Annotated in this window: 20 protein-coding genes; 19 read left to right on the plus strand and 1 reads right to left on the minus strand. The window is 64.0% G+C overall.

The genetic code is table 11. The features are described from left to right. Nucleotides 1-187: 187 nt before the first annotated feature. From D6Z24_RS18120 to D6Z24_RS18205, 19 genes are all read left to right on the plus strand, one after another. The gene (locus D6Z24_RS18120) at nt 188-346 is read left to right on the plus strand and encodes a Flp family type IVb pilin (RefSeq protein ID WP_129128064.1); all 159 of its coding nucleotides are present in this window, start codon (nt 188-190) and stop codon (nt 344-346) included. Nucleotides 347-479: 133 nt separating this feature from the next. Next, nucleotides 480-1340 carry a Flp pilus assembly protein CpaB gene (gene cpaB / locus D6Z24_RS18125; protein WP_129128022.1) on the plus strand — a complete coding sequence of 287 codons (861 nt, stop codon included), beginning with the start codon at nt 480-482 and terminating at the stop codon, nt 1338-1340. A 44-nt stretch (nt 1341-1384) separates the two neighbouring features. Further along, nucleotides 1385-2707 carry a type II and III secretion system protein family protein gene (locus tag D6Z24_RS18130; protein WP_129128023.1) on the plus strand — a complete coding sequence of 441 codons (1323 nt, stop codon included), beginning with the start codon at nt 1385-1387 and terminating at the stop codon, nt 2705-2707. Nucleotides 2708-2764: 57 nt separating this feature from the next. Beyond that, on the plus strand, nt 2765-3886 hold the full coding sequence (locus tag D6Z24_RS18135; protein ID WP_129128024.1) for a nucleotide-binding protein: 1122 nt from the start codon (nt 2765-2767) through the stop codon (nt 3884-3886). 52 nt (nt 3887-3938) lie between these two features. Beyond that, nucleotides 3939-5246, plus strand: coding sequence for a CpaF family protein (locus D6Z24_RS18140; protein ID WP_129128025.1), 1308 nt, complete (start codon nt 3939-3941; stop codon nt 5244-5246). 13 nt (nt 5247-5259) lie between these two features. Continuing rightward, the gene (locus D6Z24_RS18145) at nt 5260-6219 is read left to right on the plus strand and encodes a type II secretion system F family protein (protein ID WP_129128026.1); all 960 of its coding nucleotides are present in this window, start codon (nt 5260-5262) and stop codon (nt 6217-6219) included. A 9-nt stretch (nt 6220-6228) separates the two neighbouring features. Further along, nucleotides 6229-7137 carry a type II secretion system F family protein gene (locus D6Z24_RS18150; RefSeq protein ID WP_129128027.1) on the plus strand — a complete coding sequence of 303 codons (909 nt, stop codon included), beginning with the start codon at nt 6229-6231 and terminating at the stop codon, nt 7135-7137. A 7-nt stretch (nt 7138-7144) separates the two neighbouring features. Further along, a complete protein-coding gene (locus D6Z24_RS21975) occupies nt 7145-7273 on the plus strand; it encodes a hypothetical protein (protein ID WP_281275047.1) in 129 nt (42 codons plus the stop codon). Between the two features lie 275 nt (nt 7274-7548). Then, a complete protein-coding gene (locus tag D6Z24_RS18155; RefSeq protein ID WP_129128028.1) occupies nt 7549-7875 on the plus strand; it encodes an STAS domain-containing protein in 327 nt (108 codons plus the stop codon). 48 nt (nt 7876-7923) lie between these two features. After that, on the plus strand, nt 7924-9966 hold the full coding sequence (locus D6Z24_RS18160; protein ID WP_129128029.1) for a chemotaxis protein CheW: 2043 nt from the start codon (nt 7924-7926) through the stop codon (nt 9964-9966). Nucleotides 9967-9987: 21 nt separating this feature from the next. Next, nucleotides 9988-10515, plus strand: coding sequence for a chemotaxis protein CheW (locus D6Z24_RS18165; RefSeq protein WP_129128030.1), 528 nt, complete (start codon nt 9988-9990; stop codon nt 10513-10515). Continuing rightward, complete coding sequence (locus tag D6Z24_RS18170; RefSeq protein ID WP_129128031.1) at nt 10512-12248, plus strand: methyl-accepting chemotaxis protein; 1737 nt, start codon at nt 10512-10514, stop codon at nt 12246-12248. The genes D6Z24_RS18165 and D6Z24_RS18170 overlap by 4 nt, the downstream gene beginning before the upstream one ends. 32 nt (nt 12249-12280) lie before the next feature. After that, a complete protein-coding gene (locus D6Z24_RS18175; protein WP_246014720.1) occupies nt 12281-13117 on the plus strand; it encodes a CheR family methyltransferase in 837 nt (278 codons plus the stop codon). Nucleotides 13118-13119: 2 nt separating this feature from the next. Next, on the plus strand, nt 13120-13683 hold the full coding sequence (locus tag D6Z24_RS18180; RefSeq protein WP_129128033.1) for a histidine kinase: 564 nt from the start codon (nt 13120-13122) through the stop codon (nt 13681-13683). Beyond that, nucleotides 13674-14759: a protein-glutamate methylesterase/protein-glutamine glutaminase gene (locus tag D6Z24_RS18185; protein WP_129128034.1), complete on the plus strand. Its 1086-nt coding sequence runs from the start codon at nt 13674-13676 to the stop codon at nt 14757-14759. Before D6Z24_RS18180 ends, D6Z24_RS18185 begins: the two co-directional genes overlap by 10 nt. A 78-nt stretch (nt 14760-14837) precedes the next feature. After that, nucleotides 14838-16604, plus strand: a complete 1767-nt coding sequence (locus D6Z24_RS18190) for a cache domain-containing protein (protein WP_246014717.1) — start codon at nt 14838-14840, stop codon at nt 16602-16604. Next, the gene (locus D6Z24_RS18195; protein ID WP_129128035.1) at nt 16601-18973 is read left to right on the plus strand and encodes a PAS domain S-box protein; all 2373 of its coding nucleotides are present in this window, start codon (nt 16601-16603) and stop codon (nt 18971-18973) included. The genes D6Z24_RS18190 and D6Z24_RS18195 overlap by 4 nt, the downstream gene beginning before the upstream one ends. Beyond that, on the plus strand, nt 18970-19368 hold the full coding sequence (locus D6Z24_RS18200; protein ID WP_129128036.1) for a response regulator: 399 nt from the start codon (nt 18970-18972) through the stop codon (nt 19366-19368). Before D6Z24_RS18195 ends, D6Z24_RS18200 begins: the two co-directional genes overlap by 4 nt. After that, nucleotides 19358-19921 (plus strand): CheB methylesterase domain-containing protein, encoded by a 564-nt coding sequence (locus tag D6Z24_RS18205; protein WP_129128037.1) that lies wholly within the window; start codon nt 19358-19360, stop codon nt 19919-19921. The genes D6Z24_RS18200 and D6Z24_RS18205 overlap by 11 nt, the downstream gene beginning before the upstream one ends. On the opposite strand, the gene D6Z24_RS18210 is transcribed toward D6Z24_RS18205, so the two are convergent. Next, a complete protein-coding gene (locus tag D6Z24_RS18210; RefSeq protein WP_129128038.1) occupies nt 19918-20829 on the minus strand; it encodes a LysR family transcriptional regulator in 912 nt (303 codons plus the stop codon). The genes D6Z24_RS18205 and D6Z24_RS18210 overlap by 4 nt on opposite strands. Nucleotides 20830-21029 lie beyond the last annotated feature (200 nt).

Here is a 21029-nt window from a genome sequence, read left to right on the forward strand (position 1 = left end):
TATCCGAAGTTGAAGCAATTGTTTGAATCAGGAGGTCTGAAATTCATCACCGGCACAACATCCAATAGAATCAGTAGTGCAAACAACATCACAGCGATGTTGTACTGAAGTCCGGGTGGTAGATACTCCAACAGCAGCCATCAAAAGGGAGGTCATCATGTCTGTGAAAGAGAAAGTGTCAAGCAAGATGAAGTGTTTGTTCAGAAACATCAGTGGGCAAGGGTTGGTCGAGTACGCTCTGATACTGGTGCTCATCGCGATCGTCGTGATGGTTGCTGTCAGAACCCTCGGCAGGACGACCAGCACCGTGTTCACGGACGTCAACACCAACCTGAGTGCCCGCTGAAACGGCTCCCGTGGGGTCACCTGTGCGCGCACTCCGCCGCAGGTGACCCTTGGCATCGCCTTTAGAAGGGCGCCTCCCCCGGATCCGGCACACCGCATGTGGCTGCCGGCGCACGTGAACGAGGAGGAAACGTATGACCCGCCCCAGCACCGTCGCAGTGGTCTCGGTATTCGCGTTGCTGTTCGCCGTGGCCGCGGCCTGGCTCTCCTACACCTACCTGCAAAGGGAAATGGCTACCTTCAAGGCGGTCCAACCGCAAAAGATCGTCGTCGCCGCGGCGGACATCCCGGTCGGATCCACAATCAAGGAGGCGCAGCTTAAGGTGACGAGCTGGCCCAAAGACAGCATCCCCCCCGGCAGCAGCCCGGAGCCGGAGCCCCTGGTGAACCGGGTGGCGGTTCGCCCGATCAACGGCGGCGACGCCGTCACCGAGGCGAAACTAAAACCCGGGTCCGGGGCTCCCGGCAGCGGCTTCATGACCTACGTGGTGCCGCAGGGGCACCGTGCCGTCACCGTCGCGGTGAATGAAGTGGCGGGGGTTGCCGGGTTTCTCACCCCGAGCGACCGGGTCGACGTCGTCGTGACCATGCCCCTGCCGGAAAATGAAAGAGACAGCATCAGCAGAATCGTCCTCGAGAATGCCCCCGTGCTCGCCACCGGCCAGATCACCGACCAGAAGGGGGGAAAGCCCGTGGTGGTGCCGACCGTCACCCTGGACCTCACGCCGGAGGACTCGGAAAAGCTGGTGCTTTCCGCTGGCAAGGGATCGCTGCAACTGCTGCTTCGAAACATCTCCGACAGCGCCCCGGTCGCCTCCCATGGCATCACCGTATCGAAGCTTTTGGGGGTGCAGGCCGCCCGCACGCCGCAACCGGCGGCACCCCGTGCCCCAAAGGCGCGACCGAAGAGGGAGGCGAAACCGATGCCGGGAGCCTCCTACACCCTGGTGATCGTCAGGGGATCAGAGAAGTCTTCACGACAATACCCCGAGTGAAAATGCCGAGAAAGCGACCGCTTCCGAATCGGACGAGGTGACCCATGATGTTTCTCCGCGCCCTTAAAAGCCTGGCGTTTGCCGTGACGCTGCTGATGGCGGCACTTTCCCCCAAAGCGGCCTCGGCCGGGGTCCCGACCATGGTGACCGTCAACAAGGGGGTCGTGCTGACGCTGAAGCAGCCGGCGACCTATATCACCATCACCGACCGCGACATCATCGACGTCCCGGATCCCCCGCGACGCAACCAGATCCTCATCAACGGCAAGAAGATCGGCAATACCAATTTGGTCGTGTGGGAGCAAAACAGCGACAAGCCCATCTTCTTCGACGTGAGCGTGGTCGGGGACCGGGAAGGGATCGAGTCGCTCTTTGAAGACTGGGCGCCCGACGACGACATCAACGTGCAGTTCGCTCAGGACACCCTGGTCCTTTCCGGGAGCGTCGCCAGCGAAGCCACCCTGAAAAGGGCGGAGGAGATCGCCAAGGCGTACGCGCCCAAGGTGCTGAACCATCTCACCATCGAGCCCTCCGCGCAGGTCCTGCTCCAGGTCAAGGTGGCGCAGGTGGATCGCACCTCGCTCAAGCAGCTGGGGATCAGTGCCATGGTCAAAGGGACCAGTGCCGAGGGGTTCCTGAACCTGATCGGGGCGCCAAGCAGCACTAGCTCCTCCGCGGGACTCAAGGGGATAGCCGGCTCGGTCCCCGCCCTCACCTCGTTCGATCCCCTCGACCCGTTCACCGTCGGCGTCTCCTACTTCCCGGCCGGGATCGGGGCGGTGCTGCAGGCGCTCAGCAGCAAGGGGCTCGCGAAGATCCTCGCCGAACCCAACCTCTTGGTGAAGAGCGGACAGGAAGGGGATTTTCTGGCAGGGAGCAAGATCCCGTACAACGTGGTGGTGAGTACCGGCGGGACCGCCACCACCTCCATCGTCTTCGAAACGGTCGGGGTGAAGCTGAGGTTCAAACCCGAGGTGCTGCCAAGCGGCCTCATCAACCTGAAGATCGATCCGGCCGAGGTGAGCAGCATCGCCGGAACGCTCGCCGTGAACGGCTACCCCATCATCGACACGCGTGACGTGCGCACAAGCGTCGAGCTGCGCGAGGGGGAGAGCCTGGTCCTCGCGGGGCTGCTTCAGGAAGAGCAGGTGAGGAACATGTCGAAGATTCCGCTCCTTGGGGACATCCCGATCCTCGGCTCGCTTTTCAGGGCCACGGACAAGGAGATGAGAGAAAAGGACCTCGTATTCTTCATCACGCCGAAGATCGTGCAACCTACGCCTCCGGGAGAGGCCACCGTGCTCCCCACGGACCAGGTGAAACCGGAAGAAAAACGGGAGTTCGACTGGATACCAAAGACACGCTAGCGGCGGTGCCGGTTGCCGACAGGTGACACCGGGGAAGGTCCGGTGAAGGGGCTCAAGATGACTGCCGAGTTTTCCATTGCCATCATCGACGAGGACAGCGCGGCCCGAGAGGCGCTCCAGTCTTCCCTAAAGATGTATGCCGAATCGATCACCGTAACGGGAACCGTGGAGCATGCCACGCGGGAGACCTCGCTTTCCAAGGGGGTCCCAAACGTCGTGTTCCTGGGGGTCGGGACGGTCGAGAAGGGGATCCGTGACATCCGCGCCATCACCGCCCGATTCCCCAGAGCCTCGGTCATCGCCTGTTCGGCCGAGAAAAGCGTCGAAGGCTTCATGGCACTCATGCGCGCCGGTGCGGTGGAATACCTGCTGCGCCCCATCGCGCCCGAGGATCTGGACCAGTCCATGCGGAAGGTAGGGCGCCTGCTTTTCCCGATCGCCCCCCAGGCGACCCCGGCAGGGGAGATCATCGTCGTCTACAACCCGATCGGCGGCATGGGGACCACCACCATCGCGGTCAACCTTGCCGCGGCGTTAGCCGAGGAGGGCGCCAAGGTCGCCATGGTGGACCTGAACCTGGAAGCCGGCGACGTCAGCACCTTCCTGAACGTGAATCCCGCCTACACCCTGAGCAGCGTCACGAGCAACATGGAGCGCCTCGACGCGGAGTTCCTGATGGGGGTGATGACGCGCCACAGCTCCGGTCCCTACATCCTCACCGAGCCGCTGGAGGTGGACGAGGCGGTCTCCATCACGCCTGAGCAGGTGCAGCGCGTGCTGGAACTGCTCCGCGGGATCTTCTCCTATGTCGTGGTCGACGCGGTGGGGCTTTTGGCCGGCTGCAACACCTCCATCCTTTCCAGCGCCAACCTCATCCTCTTCACCACGACCCTTAGCCTCCCCGCCCTCAAACACACCAAGCGCTACATATCCGCCATGGAGGCCAGAGGGCTTGGAAGCGACCGGGTGAAGCTCGTCATCAACCGGTACCTCCCCAGGGCGGACATCCAGCTCAAAGACGCGGAAAAGGTACTGGGCATCCCGGTGTTCCAGGCCATCCCCAACGAGTACGGCGACGTGGTCGCCTCGATAAACAAAGGGATCCCGGTAATCAAGCTGCTGCCCAAGTCACCGGTCAGCAGGGCGATAAAGGGGCTAGCCGAGCGCATCAGACGCTAGGGCGCCGGGCTCTGCGCCGGGACGCGGCCAGGGTACCGAAAAGGGGGTAGCTATGCTGCTGGACGACCCGCTTGGGAAGGCAGGCGAAGACGCCGTCATGGCGGAAGACGATCAGTTGAAGGAGATGAAGACCCGCATCCACCGGCGCCTGATCGACACCATCGACCTCGCCAAGATGGACCTGATGAGAAGCTGCGAGATGACGGACCAGATCCGCGGCATCATCGAGACCCTCATCACCGGGGAGGGGATCCCGCTGAACCAGAAGGAGCGGGACCGGCTGGTCCGGGAGATCCAGCACGAAACCTTCGGCCTCGGGCCGCTCGAGCCCCTGCTCGCCGACGACAGGATCTCCGACATCCTCGTCAACAACAGCTCGAGCGTCTACATCGAGCGGGAGGGAAGGCTCTTTAGGACCCCGGTTCGCTTTAGGGACAACGCACACCTGATGCAGATCATCGAGCGCATCGTCTCCAAGGTGGGAAGGCGCATCGACGAATCCGCCCCTTACGTCGACGCGAGGCTTCCCGACGGCTCCCGGGTGAACGCCATCATCCCCCCGCTGGCCCTCGACGGACCGGTCCTCTCCATCCGCCGTTTCGGGCGCGACCCTCTCACCATGACAGACCTGGTGCAGTTGGAAACGGTCGACGAGCGCATGGCGCAACTGCTCGAGGCGGCGGTGCAGACGCGCCTCAACATCCTCGTCTCGGGCGGCACCGGGACGGGAAAGACGACCCTTTTGAACGTCCTGTCCGCCTTCATCCCGGAAGGGGAGCGGGTGGTGACCATCGAGGACTCGGCCGAGCTTAAGCTAAAGCAGGAACACGTGGTGCGCCTGGAGACGAGGCTGCCGAACCTCGAGGGACGGGGCGAGGTGAATTCACGCGACCTTTTGCGCAACGCCCTCAGGATGCGGCCGGACCGGATCATCATCGGCGAGGTGCGCGGCGCCGAGGCGCTCGACCTTTTGCAGGCGATGAACACCGGGCACGACGGCTCCCTCTCCACCGTCCACGCGAACACCACCCGCGACGCCCTCTCCCGCCTGGAAACCATGGTGCTCATGTCCGGCGTGGAACTCCCGGAGCGGGCCGTAAAGGAGCAACTTGCCTCGGCCCTGAACCTCGTGCTGCAGCTCGTGCGCTTCTCCGACGGCACCCGCAAGGTGGTGAAGCTCTCGGAGATCACCGGGATGGAAGGGAACACCATCGTGATGCACGACGTGATGGTCTTCCAGCAGCAGGGGATCGACCGGGAGGGAAGGGTCGTCGGGGAGTTCGTCACCACCGGCGTCCGTCCCCTCTTCGCCGAACGGTTCCGGCTTTTCGGCATAGAGCTCCCCCAGGCCATGTTCTAGCCAGGAGACGGTCATGCTCATCCCCATCGTCACCTTCGTCTTCCTCACCGCCCTCTTCGCCTTCGGCGCCGCCTGCCTTTACCTCCTGCAGCGAAGCGCCTCGCCACGCACCGAGCTGAAAAGGCGCCTGCAGCAGCTGGCAGGGACGGACCGGGAGCTCCCTCCGGAACTGCAGGCGCGCTTGGTCGAGCAGGCCCGCCGTGCCGGCGCCCTGGTGACCGGTACGCCACTCGCACGCAGCGTTGCCAAGAGGCTTGAGCTGGCGGGGCTGTCAATCCCCCCCGCCGCGGTACTTGCGGGTAGCGCCCTCAGCGTGGTCGCGGCGGCAGCGGCAGCGGCGCTCGTGACGGGAAAGGCGGCACCCGCAGCGGCGGCGGCCGCGGCCGTCGTCGGCGCCATTGAGATCGCGCTTCGCTTGAGGATCTCGCACCGGCACGAACGCTTCACCGAGCTCTTACCCGATGCGCTCACCATGATCGCCCGTTCGCTCCGCGCCGGGCACTCCCTCGCCGTCGCGGTGCAGCTCGTGGCCGAGGAAGTCCCCCCTCCGGTCGGCCCCCTCTTCAGGACGGCGCACGAGCAGCAGCAGTTGGGGCTCAGGATGGTGGACGCCCTCACCGCGATGAACGAACGGATGGAAAGCCTCGACCTCAGGTTCTTCACCACCATGGTGACCATCAACGCCGAGATCGGCGGCAACCTCTCCGAACTTCTCGACAAGCTCGCCGGGACCATACGGGAGCGGCTGAAGATCAGGCGCCAGGTGAGGGTCTACACCGCGCAGGGGAGGATGTCCGGCTACGTCCTGGGAGCCCTCCCCCTGATCGCCTTCCTGGTCTTCAACAGTGCCAGTCCCGAGTACGAGTCCGCGCTTTTGAAAGAGCCGACCGGCCTGGTCATCCTGGTCCTCGCGGCACTGCTGCAGGTGGTCGGGCTCGCCATCATCAGGAAGATCATCAACATCCGCATCTAGAGGTGCGCCATGCTCTACCTCATATCCTTCACCGTGTTCTGCACCGCGCTTTTTCTGTGCGCCGCCCTGTACGGCTTCCTCACCAGGCGGAGCACCGTCGCCCAGCGTCTCTCCGCTTTTTTCCCGGCGGGGGATAAAACGGCAGCGACCAGGGAATCCGCATCGGGCGCTTGGGCCGGGAAACTGACCCGCATCGGCGAACGGGTGAAGCTCCCAAAGGGGGAGAACTCCCGTTACCGCAAGGCGCTGGTTGCTGCCGGATTGCGCAGGGACACCCTGCATGCCTTCATCGGGAGCAAGCTTATGCTCGCCGTATTACTGCCCCTTCCCTACCTGCTCCTGGCCGCCGCCCCCGGCCATGACTATTTCAGCGCCGACACCCTGCTCATCACCTCCGCGTTGACCGTCTGCGGATACCTCCTGCCGAGCTTATGGCTCAAGCGGCGGGTCAAGCGCCGCCAGGAGGCGATATTCCACGCCCTGCCGGACCTGCTCGACCTGGTCACCCTTTGCGTCGAGGCGGGGCTCAGCATGGACGCGGCGCTGCTCAAGGCCTCGGAGACCCCGCAGTTCGGTAAAAACCCGCTCACCGCGGAGATCCGGCAGGTGAACATGGAAACCCGCGCCGGTAAGCCCCGCATGGAGGCCCTGAAGGACATGGCGCTGCGGACCATGGTGGATGACCTGAGGTCCTTCGCCACCATGCTCTCCCAGACCGAGCGGTTCGGCACCGGGCTCGGCCAGGCGCTGCGCACCTTTTCCGACGACCTGAGAACAAGGCGACGTCAGATGGCGGAGGAGGAGGCGGCAAAGACCACGGTAAAGCTCATCTTCCCGCTCGTGTTCGCCATTTTCCCGGCGCTTTTGGTGGTCGTTCTCGGGCCGGCCATGGTGCAGATAGCGAAGGTGTTCAAGTAAGCGCACGGTGCGCGAAACCGGAGCCCAATCCACCCAGAAGGAGGTGAGGCGCATGAAGATCGATTTCAACACGTTCGTCCTGCTCATCATTTCGGTCCAGCTGGCACTGGGGTACGTGAAGTCCTCCAGAAAGTAACCCCTACCCCCTCTTGCCGGCCCCGGCGCCGGCAAGAGGCCCTACCCCCCTGCCTTCCCCTCCCTGATACGCACCAAACACACCACACCCTCCCGACTCCGCTCCCCCCTTCCTCCGGGCGCCGCCCGACTTCTTCCAATGAAGATTCCCGACCCCAAAGATAAATTAAAGTGGCGGGCACGTATGCCGATAAGCGTCTCATCATATAACACTGGTTGTTTGTTGCGGAAACTCCCGTACTGAATAGGGAAAACACCTTATGGGGCCTGACGATCATGCCAAAAAAAGGTTTTGTTAATGACGTAAACATCACACTGGACGGCGACTGCACCATGGAGCGGGTCACCGACCTGCACGCGCTCCTCGCCGAGCGCTGCGCGCCCCTCACCGGGACGCCCCCCTCCGCGGCGGTGGTGCACGTCGACCTGGCACGGGTGACCGGGATCGACGCCTGCGGCTGCCAGCTCCTCGCGCTCTTTCTGGAGCAGTTGAGGCGCCAGGGCATCGCCGCCAGCGCGGAGAACGCCGAGCCCGAGATCAGGGAGAGGGTCGAGCTGCTCGGTTTCTGCGCTCTTTTCTCCGGGGGACAACCGCAACCGTAACCAGACCGGCCCAAAGCCGGCGCGATCGACCGCAACGAAGGGACAAGCATGACGACTGCAGGCGGGGAACAAAGCGGCGTTGATCTGAAACGCTTCAACGAGGTGTTCTTCGAGGAGTGCGCGGAGAACCTGGCGCAGATGGAGCAGATCCTCATCTCGCTCGGGGACCGGGAGCCGGACCAGGAAGAGATGAACGCCATCTTCCGTGCCGCCCACTCCATCAAGGGGGGCGCAGGCATCTTCGGCTTCGAGGACATGACCGTGGTGACCCATGTCATGGAATCGCTTTTGGACCGGCTCAGAAACCACGAGATCGCCTTCGCCCCCGGCATGATCGATCTCTTCCTCGAGGCCGGCGACGCCATAGCCATGCAACTAGCCGGTCACCGCGACGGAAAACCGGTGCAACAGGAGGCGATCGACCGGGTGCGCGCCAGGCTGCAGCAGACCATAGATGGTGGCACGTCACAGGCGTCCACCGCCCCCGTGTCCCAGACGCAGACGCAGGCGCCGCCCGCAGGAGAGCTCCCGACGAGCTACCGACTCGCCTTCACACCGGAACCCGAGATCTTCATGAGGCGGGTCAGGATGGAGAGCATCATCGCCGAGCTCGCCGACCTCGCCGAGGCGGGAACCTTCCGCTGCGAGGCACGGCTCGCCGAAGTCCCGGACTTCGCAGGCTTCGACCCCGAGTGCTGCATCACCCGATGGGAGTTCGCCCTCGTCTCACGGGCAAACAGGGACCAGCTAGCCGACGTCTTCATGTTCGTGGCGGACGAAGACCAGCTCAAAATCGAGGAGCAACCCGCGGAGCGGCGCACGCAGGCGCAGGACGCGCAAGGCGAGCCCGCGCTCCCGGTCGAGGGGAGGCGCGCCTACGACCGCAACGAAACCGCCCCGGGCGCCTTCGGCAGACGCTGCGGCGAGGCTGAATCGTCGATCAGGGTGAACGTAACCAAGGTGGACCAGTTGGTGAACCAGGTCGGCGAGCTACTCATCACCCAGGCGATGCTGAGCCAGGTCTCGGTCGGGCTCGACCCGATGCTGCACCAGTCGCTGCAGCGCGGCCTCGCCCAGTTGGAGCGCAACACCCGGGACCTGCAGGCGAGCGTCATGTCGATCCGGCTCGTCCCGATCAGCATCGTCTTCAGCCGCTTCCCGCGCCTCGTGCGCGAGATAGCGGCGAAGCTCGGCAAGCAGGTGGAACTGAAGACGGCCGGCGACAGCACCGAACTCGACCGCGGCCTCATCGAAAAGATCTCCGATCCCCTCACCCACCTCGTGCGCAACGCCCTCGACCACGGGCTGGAAAGCCCGGAGAAACGGGTTGCTGCCGGCAAGAATCCGGTCGGAACGCTGCAGCTCTCCGCCTCCCAGGTGGGTGGAAGGATCGTTATCGACGTCATCGACGACGGCGCGGGGCTCAACCGGGAGAGGATCCTCGCCAAGGCGGCGGAAAACGGCATCCCATGCTCGGAGACGATGAGCGACGAAGAGGTGTGGCAGCTCATCTTCGCCCCAGGCTTCTCCACCGCGAGCGAGATCACCGACCTCTCCGGGCGCGGCGTCGGGATGGACGTGGTGCTGAAGAACGTCCAGGCGATCGGGGGGCGCGTGCAGATCGCCTCCGAGCCGGGAAAAGGGGTGCGGGTGACCATAAGCCTCCCGCTCACCCTGGCCATCCTGGACGGGCTCTCGGTGGCGGTGGGAGAAGAGAAGTTCATCGTCCCGCTCAACGTGGTGATCGAATCGCTGCAACCGAAGGCGGAGCAGTTGAAGACGGTCAACGGGCGCGAGGTGGTCCAGGTGCGCGGGGAATACCTCCCCATCCTGAAGCTCCACTCGATCTTCAACCTGGAGACCTGCGTGACCGAGCCGTGCCGGGGGATCCTGGTGCTGGTGGAGGCGGACGGCGAACGCGGGGCGGTGATGGTGGACGCCCTTTTGGACGAACAGCAGGTCGTGGTGAAGAGCATCGAGACCAATTACCGCCGGGTCGAAGGGAGCGCCGGGGCGACCATCCTGGGCGACGGGCGCGTGGCGCTTATCCTCGACCTCCCGGAGCTTTTTTCGATGCACAAGCAGCTTTAAAGGGAAGGAGGCCAAAGAACCATGCAAGAGACGGCACAAAACGGCTCCGAACAGCTAGGGGTGGCGCAGGCGGCGGCTGAGTACCTCACCTTCACGCTGGGAAGCGAGAGCTACGGGATCGACATCCTCAAGGTGCAGGAGATCAGGGGGTACGACAGCGTCACCCGGATCGCCAACACCCCCGCGTTCATCAAAGGGGTGATCAACCTGCGCGGGGTCATCGTCCCCATCGTGGACCTGCGCATCAAGTTCAACGTGGGGGAGGCGACCTACCACGAGTTCACCGTGGTGATCATCATCAACGTGCTCGGCAAGGTGGTGGGGATCGTGGTGGACGGCGTCTCCGACGTGGTGGCGCTTCCCAGGGAAAGCATCAAGCCGGCGCCGGAGCTGGGCGCGTCGCTCGACACCCGCTACATCACGGGGCTTGGGACGCTCAACGACCAGATGCTGATCCTGGTGGACATCGAAAAGCTGATCGGCAGCGACGAACTGCAGATCGTAGACAGTGCGGCTGACAATTCCCAGAGCGAGGTGGTGAACCAATGAAAACGGCACGTTTCAAAGACTGGAAGATACTCACGAAGATCCTCAGCATCTCGGTTGCCACCATTTTCATGATGGTACTCGGCGTGATGCTCTACGTGCTCCCCTTCATGCAGAACAAGCTGATGGACGAGAAGATACAGGCGACGAAGGCGGTGGTCGACGTGGCCTATGACGTCGTCACCAGCAACTACAACGCGGTGCAGCAGGGGAAAAAGACCCTGCAGCAGGCCCAGGCGGATGCGCTGAAGCAGATCTCCGAGATGAGGTACCAGGGGAACGAATACTTCTGGGTGAACGACATGGACACCAAGGTGCTCATGCACCCGATCAAGCCGGAGCTGATCGGCAAGACCCAGTACGACAACAAGGACCCCAACGGCAAGCGGCTCTACGTCGAGTTCGTGAACGTCTGCAAGGAAAAAGGCGAAGGGGTGGTCGACTACATGTGGGCGAAACCCGGCTCCACCGTCCCCGTCCCTAAGATCTCCTACGTGAAGCAGATGAAGGAGTGGGGCTGGGTCGTGGGAAGCGGCATCTACGTCGACAACGTGAAAGCCGAGATGGACATGATCCGCTGGAAGATCATCGGCGGCACCGCGGCGCTTGCCGCCCTCATCTTCGTCTTCGCCTGGTTCGTCGCGCGCCGTATCAAGGAGGCGCTCGACCAGGCCATCGGGGCATCCAGGCGCATCGCCTCCGGCGACCTCACCGGACACATCTCGGTGGAGAGCAGGGACGAGACCGGCGAACTCCTCGCCTCGCTGAAGGAGATGAACGAGGGACTCGCCCACATCGTTGGGGACGTGAGAAACGGCGCCGAATCGATCGCCACGGCGACCGAGGAGATCGCGGCGGGGAACGCCGACCTCTCCCAGCGCACCGAGGAGCAGGCGAGCGCCCTCGAGGAGACCGCCTCCAGCATGGAGGAGCTCACCTCGACGGTTAAGCAGAACGCCGACAACGCCCAGGCGGCGAACCAGCTCGCCATCAACGCCTCCGGGGTCGCGGTCAAGGGTGGCGAGGTGATCAACCGCGTGGTGCGCACCATGGAGTCGATCACCGACAGCTCCAAGAAGATCTCGGACATCATCGGCGTCATCGACGGCATCGCTTTCCAGACCAACATCCTGGCCCTCAACGCCGCGGTCGAGGCGGCGCGCGCCGGCGAGCAGGGAAGAGGGTTCGCGGTCGTCGCCGCCGAGGTGAGAAGCCTCGCGCAAAGAAGCGCCGCGGCAGCCAAGGAGATCAAGTCGCTCATCGAGGACTCGGTCGCCAAGGTCCAGGACGGCAGCCGGCTCGTCGAGGAGGCGGGGCGCACCACACAGGACATCGTCACCAGCATCAAGCGCGTGACCGACATCATGGCCGAGATCTCGGCCGCGTCGATCGAGCAGTCCTCCGGGATCGAACAGGTCAACACCGCGATCACCCAGATGGACGACGTCACCCAGCAAAATGCCGCACTGGTGGAAGAAGCCGCGGCGGCGGCCGAGTCTCTCGAAGAGCAGGCCCAGCAGCTCGTTTCCGTCGTGGCCCGCTTCACCCTGGAGCAGGCGCAGAAGCAGGCAGCGCCGCCGGCGGAGAAGCGCAAGCTCACCCGCGCGGCGGCAAAGCCCCAGGTGCAGGAGAAAAAGGCAAAACCCGTAGCGGCATCGGCAGGGGCAAGAGTCCCGGAACAACGTCTGGCACGCGCAGCGGAAGCGGAGCCGGACGATGACTGGAAGGAGTTCTGAGAACCGAGGCACCCCGTAACGCGCCGCTTCCCCTGACGGGGGGGGGAGCGGCGCTTCACCCGGGGCAGTTCGAGTTCACCGCTGACGACTTCGCGCGCATCCGGGCCTTCATCTACCGCTACGCGGGGATCGCCCTTGCCCCGGGGAAGATGGACATGGTCTACAGCCGCCTCGCGCGACGGCTGCGGGCGCGCGGCGTCGCCACATTCTCCGACTACATCTCGATCGTGGAGGGGGGCGAGCCTGAGGAGGTGGAGGCCTTCATCAACGCCCTCACCACCAACATGACCTCCTTCTTCCGGGAGCCGCATCACTTCAGGACCCTGGCCGAGCGTTTGGCGCAACGCCCGGCGGGGCGTGCGGTCACCATCTGGAGTTGCGCATCGTCCAGCGGCGAGGAGCCCTACTCGATAGCCATGACCGCTCTCGACGCCCTCGGCGGGAAAAACCAGGCGAGCATCCTCGCCACCGACATCGACACCAACGTGCTCGCACGGGGGCGCGAGGGGATCTACCCGGTCGACCAGCTGGACAAGGTGTCAGAGGCGTACCGCAGACGTTTCTTCCTGCGCGGCGACGGGAAAAACGAGGGGTTCGTCCGGGTGAAGGAGGAGCTGCGCCGCATGGTCTCCTTCAAGCGGCTGAACCTCCTAGACCATGAGTGGCCCATGCGCGGCAGGTTCGACTTCATCTTCTGCCGCAACGTGATGATCTACTTCGACAGGAACACCCAGCAGGCGATCCTGGAGCGGATCGCCCGGGTGCTGCAACCCGACGGGCTCCTCTTCGTGGGGCACTCGGAAAGCCTGCATCACGCCCAGGACCTCTTCAGGATCTGCGGCAACACGACCTATGCATTGAGGAGCTGACGGTGGCGAAAAGGGGGAAACAGCAGGAGCCGGCGCGCTACTTCGACCAGGAGTTCGCAACCGAGGCGGTGAAGATCGTGGCGGGCGAGTTCTTTGCCACCTCCGAGGAACTCGCCATCACCACGCTTCTTGGTTCCTGCGTGGCCGTCTGTCTCTACGACATCGAGCGCGGCGTTGGCGGCATGAACCACTTCATGCTCCCGGATCTGCAAAAAGGAGGCGACGCCACCCCCTGCGCCGGCCTCTGCAACACGGAGTCGCGCAGTTGCGCCCGCTACGGCAGTTGCGCGATGAGGCGCCTCATGGCGCAGTTGGAGCTTCTGGGCGCGGACCGCAGGCGCCTGGCGGCGAAGGTTTTCGGTGCGGGGCGCGTCATGGCGACCGCCGCCGATATCGGCGGAAGCAATGCGGCCTTCGCCATCGACTACTTGAAAAGACAGGGGATCCCCATCGTCGCCTCGGACCTTGGGGAGTGCTGCCCCAGAAAGGTGATCTTCTTCCCAAAAACCGGTCGCGCCCTCGTGAAAAGGATGCGCAACCCGCAGGAACAAACGCGATGCCCATAAAGGTGATCATAGTAGACGACTCCGCGCTGATCCGGTCGCTTCTGACCGAGATCATCGACGCCGAACCCGACCTCAAGGTGGTGGGGACGGCGCCGGACCCGCTCGCGGCGCGGCAGAAGATAAAGGAACTGAACCCGGACGTCATCACCCTGGACGTCGAGATGCCCAAGATGGACGGGCTGGTCTTTCTCGAGAAGCTGATGCGGCTGCGCCCCATGCCGGTGGTGATGGTCTCCTCGCTTACCGAGAAGAGTTCGACGGTGACGCTGCGGGCGCTGGAGCTTGGCGCCTTCGATTTCGTCACCAAGCCGAAGATCGACATCCGCAGCGGGCTCATGGAGTACGCGCAGGAACTCACCGAAAAGATCCGCTGCGCCCACCTCTCCTTCCGCAACCGGGGTGCTGCGCGGAGCGTGCCGCAGGTCGAGCGAAAGCTCACCGCCGACGCGGTGCTCCCAAGCGCCCGTCAGCACTTTTCCACGACTGAAAAGGTGATCGCCGTCGGCTCCTCCACCGGGGGGACCGAAGCGCTCAAGGCCTTCCTGACCCAGCTCCCGCCGGACTGCCCGGGGATCCTCATCACGCAGCACATGCCTGAGACCTTCACGCGCACCTTCGCGGCACGGCTGAACGGCCTTTGCGCGCTGGCGGTGAAGGAAGCGGAGCACGGCGAGCGTGTGCTGCCGGGGCACGCCTACATAGCGCCCGGCAACCGGCACATGATGCTCGCCAGAAGCGGCGCCAACTACACCATCGCCCTGGACGACGGTCCCCCGGTGTCGCGGCACCGCCCCTCGGTGGACGTCCTTTTCCGCTCCACGGCCAACTGCGCCGCCGCCAACGGCCTCGGCATCATCATGACCGGCATGGGGGACGACGGCGCCGCCGGGATGCTCGAGATGCACCAGGCGGGGGCGAGGACCTTCGCCCAGGACGAGGAGAGCTGCGTCGTATTCGGCATGCCCCGTGAGGCAATCGCCCGAGGCGGCGTGGACGAGGTGGTCCCCCTGTCCGAGATGGCGCATCGCCTCCTTGGCTGGCTCGCTTCGCACGGCAAGCGCAGCTTCAGGGTTTGAGCCATTTTCGGCGACCACAACAAGCAGACTGACAACGCGGGGTCTGAACGCCTTTTGCCGTAACCGGAGAAAAGAAATTTGAACCATCTCAAGATGGCAACCGAAAAGGTCCCCATACTCCTGCTGATTACGGCGGTCGCCATCGCCTTCGTCATGATGGTAGCGAACCGTCTCGTGCTGGAGCAGATCCGCGAGGAGGCGGTGCGCCAGGCGACCCGGCAGCAGGAGAGCAGCATGGCGGCCTTCTGGGAGCAGGCCAGCCGCCGCGGCAACCTTTTCCACATCGAGGACGGCAGGATGATCCTCGGCGACTATTACGTGCTTAACGGCAGCAACGAGATCCCGGACCGGATCTTCCACATCACCGGCAGCCGCGCGACCATCTTCATGGGCGACACCCGGATCGCCACCAACGTGATGAAGGCGGACGGAACCCGGGCGATCGGGACGAAACTCACCGGCCCGGCGTACGATACCGTCTTCCGGCAGGGGATGCGCTACCGCGGCAGCGCGGACATCCTCGGCATCCCCTACTTCACCGCATACGACCCGGTCCGGGACGCAAGCGGCAAGGTGATCGGCGCCCTCTTCGTCGGCGTGAAGCAAAGCGAGTACCTCGCGCGCTACAAGGGGATCGCCCTGAAGATCACCGCGATAAACGGCACCCTCGCCGCGATCTTCGTGCTCTTCGCCGTTCTTTTGATCCTCAATCGCAGGCAGTCGGAGCGGGAGATAAGGACGCAGCTGCTTTTCCAGCAGCACCTGCTCGATACCATCCCCAGTCCGATCTTCTCCAAGGACGCCCTGGGGCGCTACACCCTGTGCAACAAGGCCTTCCAGTCCTACGTGGGGCTTACCCGCGAGGAGCTGATCGGCAAATCGGTCTTCGAGCTCTGGCCGGAAGAACTGGCGCAGCGCTACTACGACATGGACCGGGAAATCATGGAGGCGACCGGAACGCAGATCTACGAATCGCAGGTGTGCTACGCCGACGGCTCGCTGCGCGACGTCATGTTCCACAAGGCCTCCTTCCGTGACGAGCACGGCACCCCCGGCGGCCTGGTGGGGGTGATCCTCGACATCACCGAGAGAAAGGCGGCCGAAAAGGAGCGCAGCCTGATGGAGGCCCAAAGGCACCGCTCGCGCATGATGGAGTCGCTCATGATCCAGCTGAACCACGACCTGAACACGCCGCTCACCCCTCTTTTCGCCCTGCTGCCGATGATAAGGCGGAAGGTGGAGGACGCGGGCGTGGACCGGATGCTGGAGATCTGCCAGCAGTGCGTGAACCAGATCCAGGGTTTGGCGGGAAAGTCCTTCGACCTGGTGCGCATCTCCTCGGAGCGCCCGAGGCTCCTTCCGGTGAACCTCGCCGTCGCGGCGGACAGCGCGATGGGCGACGTCGCCGAGGCCCTTGCCGAGCGCGGCGTGATCTGCTGCAACGCCATCGACCCGGAACTCAAGGTGCTGGGATCGGCTGAACAGCTCACCCTCCTCTTCAAGAACCTGTTGAGCAACGCGGCACGTTACGCGGCGCAAAACGGCAAGGTGGTGCTCTCCGCCACCGGCTGGGAGGACGAGGTCGTGGTATCGGTGCGGGATGACGGCGTGGGGCTCGACCGGGAACACCTGAACCTCATCTTCGACGAGTTCTACAAGGCGGACAGCGCGCGCCACGACCTAACCACGCAGGGGCTCGGGCTCGCCATCTGCAAGAGGATCGTCACCAACCACGACGGCAGGATCTGGGCGGAGAGCCCAGGTCCCGGCCTTGGCACCACCATTTTCTTCACCCTCAAGGGGGACGGTTCCGGAGACGCGTTTCCGGCACTGTACGACATATGAAATATCTTTCCGTTGATCAACTGAAACTCCGCATCGGCATCACCGTCGCCGTCGTGACCTGCGCGGCGCTCGGCATCCTCACCCTCGGGCTCTTTCATATCGGCCGCACCGGAGGGTGGACCTCGCTGTTGCAGTCGGTGCTCATCCTGCTTTTGTGCATGGCCCTCGCGGTGCTCGCCCGGCTGCTGTTCGCCCACCTGGAGCACTTCGAGGAGACCCGGCGCATCATCGAGGAGCAGCGGACGGAACTCGCCCTGAAGGCGGCCCAGATCGACGCGGCCAACGACAGCATCGTGCAGACCGACGAGGAGGGGCGCCTGATCCACTTCAACCAGGCGTTCAGCCGCATGACAGGCTACTCGCCCGAGGAACTGGCCGGGCTTAAACTGCACCAGATCGAGCCCCCCGAATGCGCGGCGCAGATAGAGCCGACCATCCGTCTCATCACCGAGTGCGGCGAAGCCGCCTTCGAGAGCGCCTACCGGGCCAAGGACGGCCGGGTGATCCCGGTCGAGGTGCGGGCGCGGACCATGGAGAGCCGGGGAGCCCTGCTCATCCTGAACATCGCCCGCGACATCACCCAGAGAAAACGGGCCGAGATAAGGGAGCAAAGCCGCCTGAAAACGCTGGAGCGGGTCGCCTCGGACGCACCCCTCGAGGAACTCCTCACCTCGGTGGTCAGCTTCGTCGAAGAGTCCATCCCCGGATCGCTCTGCTCCATCCTCCTCATCGACAACTCCGGGACCAAGCTGCACCACGGCGCGGCCCCCTCCTTCCCCAGCGCCTTCAACGAGGCGATGGACGGGCTGCAGATCATCAAGGGGAACGGCTCCTGCGGCACGGCCGCCTTTCTGCGGCAGCGCGTGGTGATCGAGGACCTGGACGAGCACCCGTGGTGGCGCGATTTCCCCGCCGCGCGCGATGCCGGGCTCAGGTCGTGCTGGTCCGACCCGGTCTTCGCCGCCAACGGCACCCTGCTCGGCACCATCGCCGTGTACCGGAGAGAGCCGCTCCCACCGAGCGAGGACGACCTCCAGCTCCTGGAATCGGCGGCTCACCTCGCCGGGATCGCCATCAGCCGCGTGCGGGCCGATGAAGGTCGCCACGTCCTGGAGGAGCAGTTGCGCCAGAGCCAGAAGATCGAGGCGGTCGGACAGCTGGCGGCCGGCGTGGCCCACGACTTCAACAACCTCTTGACGCCGATCATAGTCTACGGCGACATGCTGCTGCGCATGTCCACGGAGGGGTCGCCTCAGGCCCGCATGGTGCAGTCGATGAGTGCCGCAGCGCATAAAGCTAGCGAACTCACTCAGAAACTGCTATCTTTCGGGCGCAAGCAGGCGCTGCACATGACGCTCCTCGACCTGAACGAGGTGATCACCTCCTTCAGGGAGATCATGCGCGCCACCATAAGGGACGACATCGTCATCGACCTCATCCTCTCCCCCGGCGCCGCCAAGGTGCAGGCGGACCGCGGCCAACTCGAACAGGTGCTTTTGAACCTCATCCTGAACGCGCAGGACGCGATAGAGGGGAGGGGCTCCATCTGCCTCGAGACGGGGCACCTGATCCTCGATGACGAGTTCCACCGGCAGCATCCGGTTGCGAAGCCCGGGCACTACATCCTGCTCGCCTGCAGCGACGACGGCTGCGGCATGAGCGAAGAGATATTGAGGCGGGTCTACGAGCCCTTCTTCTCCACGAAGGAAACCGGCCGCGGCACCGGCCTCGGGCTCGCCACCGTCTACGGCATCGTCAAGCACCACGGCGGCTGCATCGAGGTGAAGAGCGCCCCCGGGGAAGGGACGAGGTTCGCGATCTACCTCCCGGCCAGCGCAAGCCTCGAGGAACCGATCCTCACCCCGCCGCTTAGAACGCAGCTGCAGCAGGACGGGAGCGCGGAAAAGGTGATCCTTCTCGTCGTGGACAACCGGATGATCCGCGAGGCGACCGCCGATCTGCTCGACTCCTTCGGCTACCGCGTCCTCGCCGCAGACTCGCCGGCACGCGCCTTGGAGCTTGCCGCGGTCACGACCTCCGACATCGACCTGCTGGCGACCGATGTCATCATGCCGGAGATGACCGGTCCCGAGCTGTACCAGAAGCTGCAGGAGCAGTACCCTGACCTGCCGGTACTCTACATCTCGGGCTACACCAACAGCCCCCTCCAGGAAGAGCAGGAGAGCCGGCAGGCGATCTTCCTGGCGAAACCCTTCACCCTGGAACAGTTCATGGCGAGGATCACCGAGATGCTGTTCCAGATGGCCCCTGCAGTTGCCGAGCCTCCTCCCCTGGATCACAGGGAGATGGCACGACTCATTGGAGAACAGAGGGGCTACCCCCCCCACAGGAAGGAACCCGCGCCATGAACAAAAAGATAATGATCGTAGACGACAACGAGTACGTAAGGGCATCGGTGGACATCATCTGCGAGTCCGGACGGCTCGAGCTGACCAGCGCCGCCAGCGGCATGGAATGCCTGGAGCACCTGGAGCAGGGGTTCAGGGGGGTGATCCTCATGGACATCATGATGCCGGAGATGGACGGCTGGGACACCATAAGGGAGATGGTGGGTCGGGGGCTTTACGAGGGGAACATCGTGGTGATGCTGACCGGCATGGGAGAGCCCGACTCGAAGATGGACGGGCTCCAGGAGTACGTGTCCGACTACATGACCAAGCCCTTCAACCCGGACGAACTGCTCGATTCCCTGGAGTACTACCTTACGCTTTTAAACACGCCGGTAGACGACCATGAGCGCTAGGAACCTCGTCGTCATCGGGGTCTCCACCGGAGGCCCGCTTACCCTGAAGGCGCTCTTCAAGGAGATTCCCCCGCTGGACGCCGCCTTTCTCATCGTGCTGCACATCACGCCGCAGATGGATTACCGGATCGCCCAGGGGCTTGCCACCGCGGCAACGATGCCGGTGACCCTCGCCGAGGACGGGGAGTACCTGAAACACGGGCACATCTACATGGCCCCCGGGGGCTTTCACCTGAAGCTCGAGGGGAACCACCGGGTCGTTTTGTACGAGGGGGCGCGGGTGAACTACGTGCAGCCGGCGGCCGACGTGGCGATGCTTTCCGTCTCCCGACCGCTCAAGGGAAAACTGGTCGGCATCGTGCTGACCGGGATGGGGCGCGACGGCGCCGACGGGATCAAGCACATCCATGATATCGGCGGGGTCACCATCGCCCAGGATCAGCATTCCTCGACCATCTACGGCATGCCGAAGGCAGCGGCGCTCACCGGGGCGGTCGACTACGTGCTCCCTCCGAAGAAGATCGCGGCGAAACTGATCGAGCTCCTCACCTAGCCCCGAGGTTCCCCCGCCGAGCGCTCCCCCGGTGCGTGCTTCAGTAGAAAATCGACGAAAGCGCGATTGGCAAGGGAGAGGTAGGTGTCCTTCTTCCAGGCGATGAGCAGGTCGAGGGACAGAGGGGGATCGAAGGGGACCGCGGCCAGGTCCTCGTCTCCCGCCACCACCATCTTGAGGAAGATGGATATCCCGGTACCGTTTCTAACCAGCGATTTAACCAGCGAAAAGAGGTTCGTCTCGAAGACGATGTCCGGCGTACTGCCGCTCTCCTTGATCGCCTCCAGAAAGAACTCCCTGATGTAGTACCCCTCTTTGTAGAAGACCAGCGGCTCCCGGATGAACTCGGCAAGCGTCACCGAGGCGCGTCCGGCGAAGGGATGGTCAAGCGGCACGCAGACGACGATCTCCTCGCGCAGGAAGCGGCGCACCTCCAGGGCCTCCGGAAAAGCGGCGCTTCCCCCTCCCGCCACCACCCCCATGTCGAGTTCCCCCTGGCCGATCATCTTCTGGATCCGCCCCGAGCCTTCGCCGAGCACGGAGATGCTGAGCTGCGGGTAGGCCCTCTTGAAGTCCCTTATGATGTCCGGGAAGAAGTAGGCGCTGATCATCGGCGTGATCCCGATCCTCACCTCTCCGCGGCTTAGCCCCTTCAGCTCGGCCATCTCCAGCTCCGCCCCATGCAGGTCGTCTAGGATGCGCCGTGCGTGCGGCAAGAAGATCTCTCCCTCCGCGGTAAGAGAAACCCGCTTGTCCTGCCGGTTGAAAAGCATGAGGTCGAGTTCCTCCTCGAGCTTCTTCACCGCCATGCTGATCGCGGGCTGCGCGATGCGCAGCGACTCCGCCGCCTTGGTGAAATTTTTAAGCCGCGCCACTTCGAGGAAATATTTGAGCTGCCGTACTTCCATGGTTTCTTCTCCGCGATAAAGATGCCGTCCCCGGAAATCTCCTCCCCCCGGGAGGGGGGAGGTCGGGAGGGGGGAGCTTCTGCCTGCACGAAACGCTCCGCGCCCCCTCCCCTGCCCTCCCCCTCCAGGCCTTCGCCCACCGTAGGGCTTCGGTCCGCAGGCAGGGGAGGGAGCCACAATCATACCGAATTGTTATTAAT

It is taken from the genome of Geomonas oryzae (assembly GCF_004117875.1).
Classification (GTDB): domain Bacteria; phylum Desulfobacterota; class Desulfuromonadia; order Geobacterales; family Geobacteraceae; genus Geomonas; species Geomonas oryzae.

Excerpts from the sequence above, each read along its gene's own strand:
- D6Z24_RS18120 (WP_129128064.1), top strand. The coding sequence starts at position 188 with ATGAAGTGTTTGTTCAGAAACATCAGTGGGCAAGGGTTGGTCGAGTAC.
- cpaB (WP_129128022.1), top strand. The coding sequence starts at position 480 with ATGACCCGCCCCAGCACCGTCGCAGTGGTCTCGGTATTCGCGTTGCTG.
- D6Z24_RS18130 (WP_129128023.1), top strand. The coding sequence starts at position 1,385 with ATGATGTTTCTCCGCGCCCTTAAAAGCCTGGCGTTTGCCGTGACGCTG.
- D6Z24_RS18135 (WP_129128024.1), top strand. The coding sequence starts at position 2,765 with ATGACTGCCGAGTTTTCCATTGCCATCATCGACGAGGACAGCGCGGCC.
- D6Z24_RS18140 (WP_129128025.1), top strand. The coding sequence starts at position 3,939 with ATGCTGCTGGACGACCCGCTTGGGAAGGCAGGCGAAGACGCCGTCATG.
- D6Z24_RS18145 (WP_129128026.1), top strand. The coding sequence starts at position 5,260 with ATGCTCATCCCCATCGTCACCTTCGTCTTCCTCACCGCCCTCTTCGCC.
- D6Z24_RS18150 (WP_129128027.1), top strand. The coding sequence starts at position 6,229 with ATGCTCTACCTCATATCCTTCACCGTGTTCTGCACCGCGCTTTTTCTG.
- D6Z24_RS18155 (WP_129128028.1), top strand. The coding sequence starts at position 7,549 with ATGCCAAAAAAAGGTTTTGTTAATGACGTAAACATCACACTGGACGGC.
- D6Z24_RS18160 (WP_129128029.1), top strand. The coding sequence starts at position 7,924 with ATGACGACTGCAGGCGGGGAACAAAGCGGCGTTGATCTGAAACGCTTC.
- D6Z24_RS18165 (WP_129128030.1), top strand. The coding sequence starts at position 9,988 with ATGCAAGAGACGGCACAAAACGGCTCCGAACAGCTAGGGGTGGCGCAG.
- D6Z24_RS18170 (WP_129128031.1), top strand. The coding sequence starts at position 10,512 with ATGAAAACGGCACGTTTCAAAGACTGGAAGATACTCACGAAGATCCTC.
- D6Z24_RS18185 (WP_129128034.1), top strand. The coding sequence starts at position 13,674 with ATGCCCATAAAGGTGATCATAGTAGACGACTCCGCGCTGATCCGGTCG.
- D6Z24_RS18195 (WP_129128035.1), top strand. The coding sequence starts at position 16,601 with ATGAAATATCTTTCCGTTGATCAACTGAAACTCCGCATCGGCATCACC.
- D6Z24_RS18200 (WP_129128036.1), top strand. The coding sequence starts at position 18,970 with ATGAACAAAAAGATAATGATCGTAGACGACAACGAGTACGTAAGGGCA.
- D6Z24_RS18205 (WP_129128037.1), top strand. The coding sequence starts at position 19,358 with ATGAGCGCTAGGAACCTCGTCGTCATCGGGGTCTCCACCGGAGGCCCG.
- D6Z24_RS18210 (WP_129128038.1), bottom strand. The coding sequence starts at position 20,829 with ATGGAAGTACGGCAGCTCAAATATTTCCTCGAAGTGGCGCGGCTTAAA.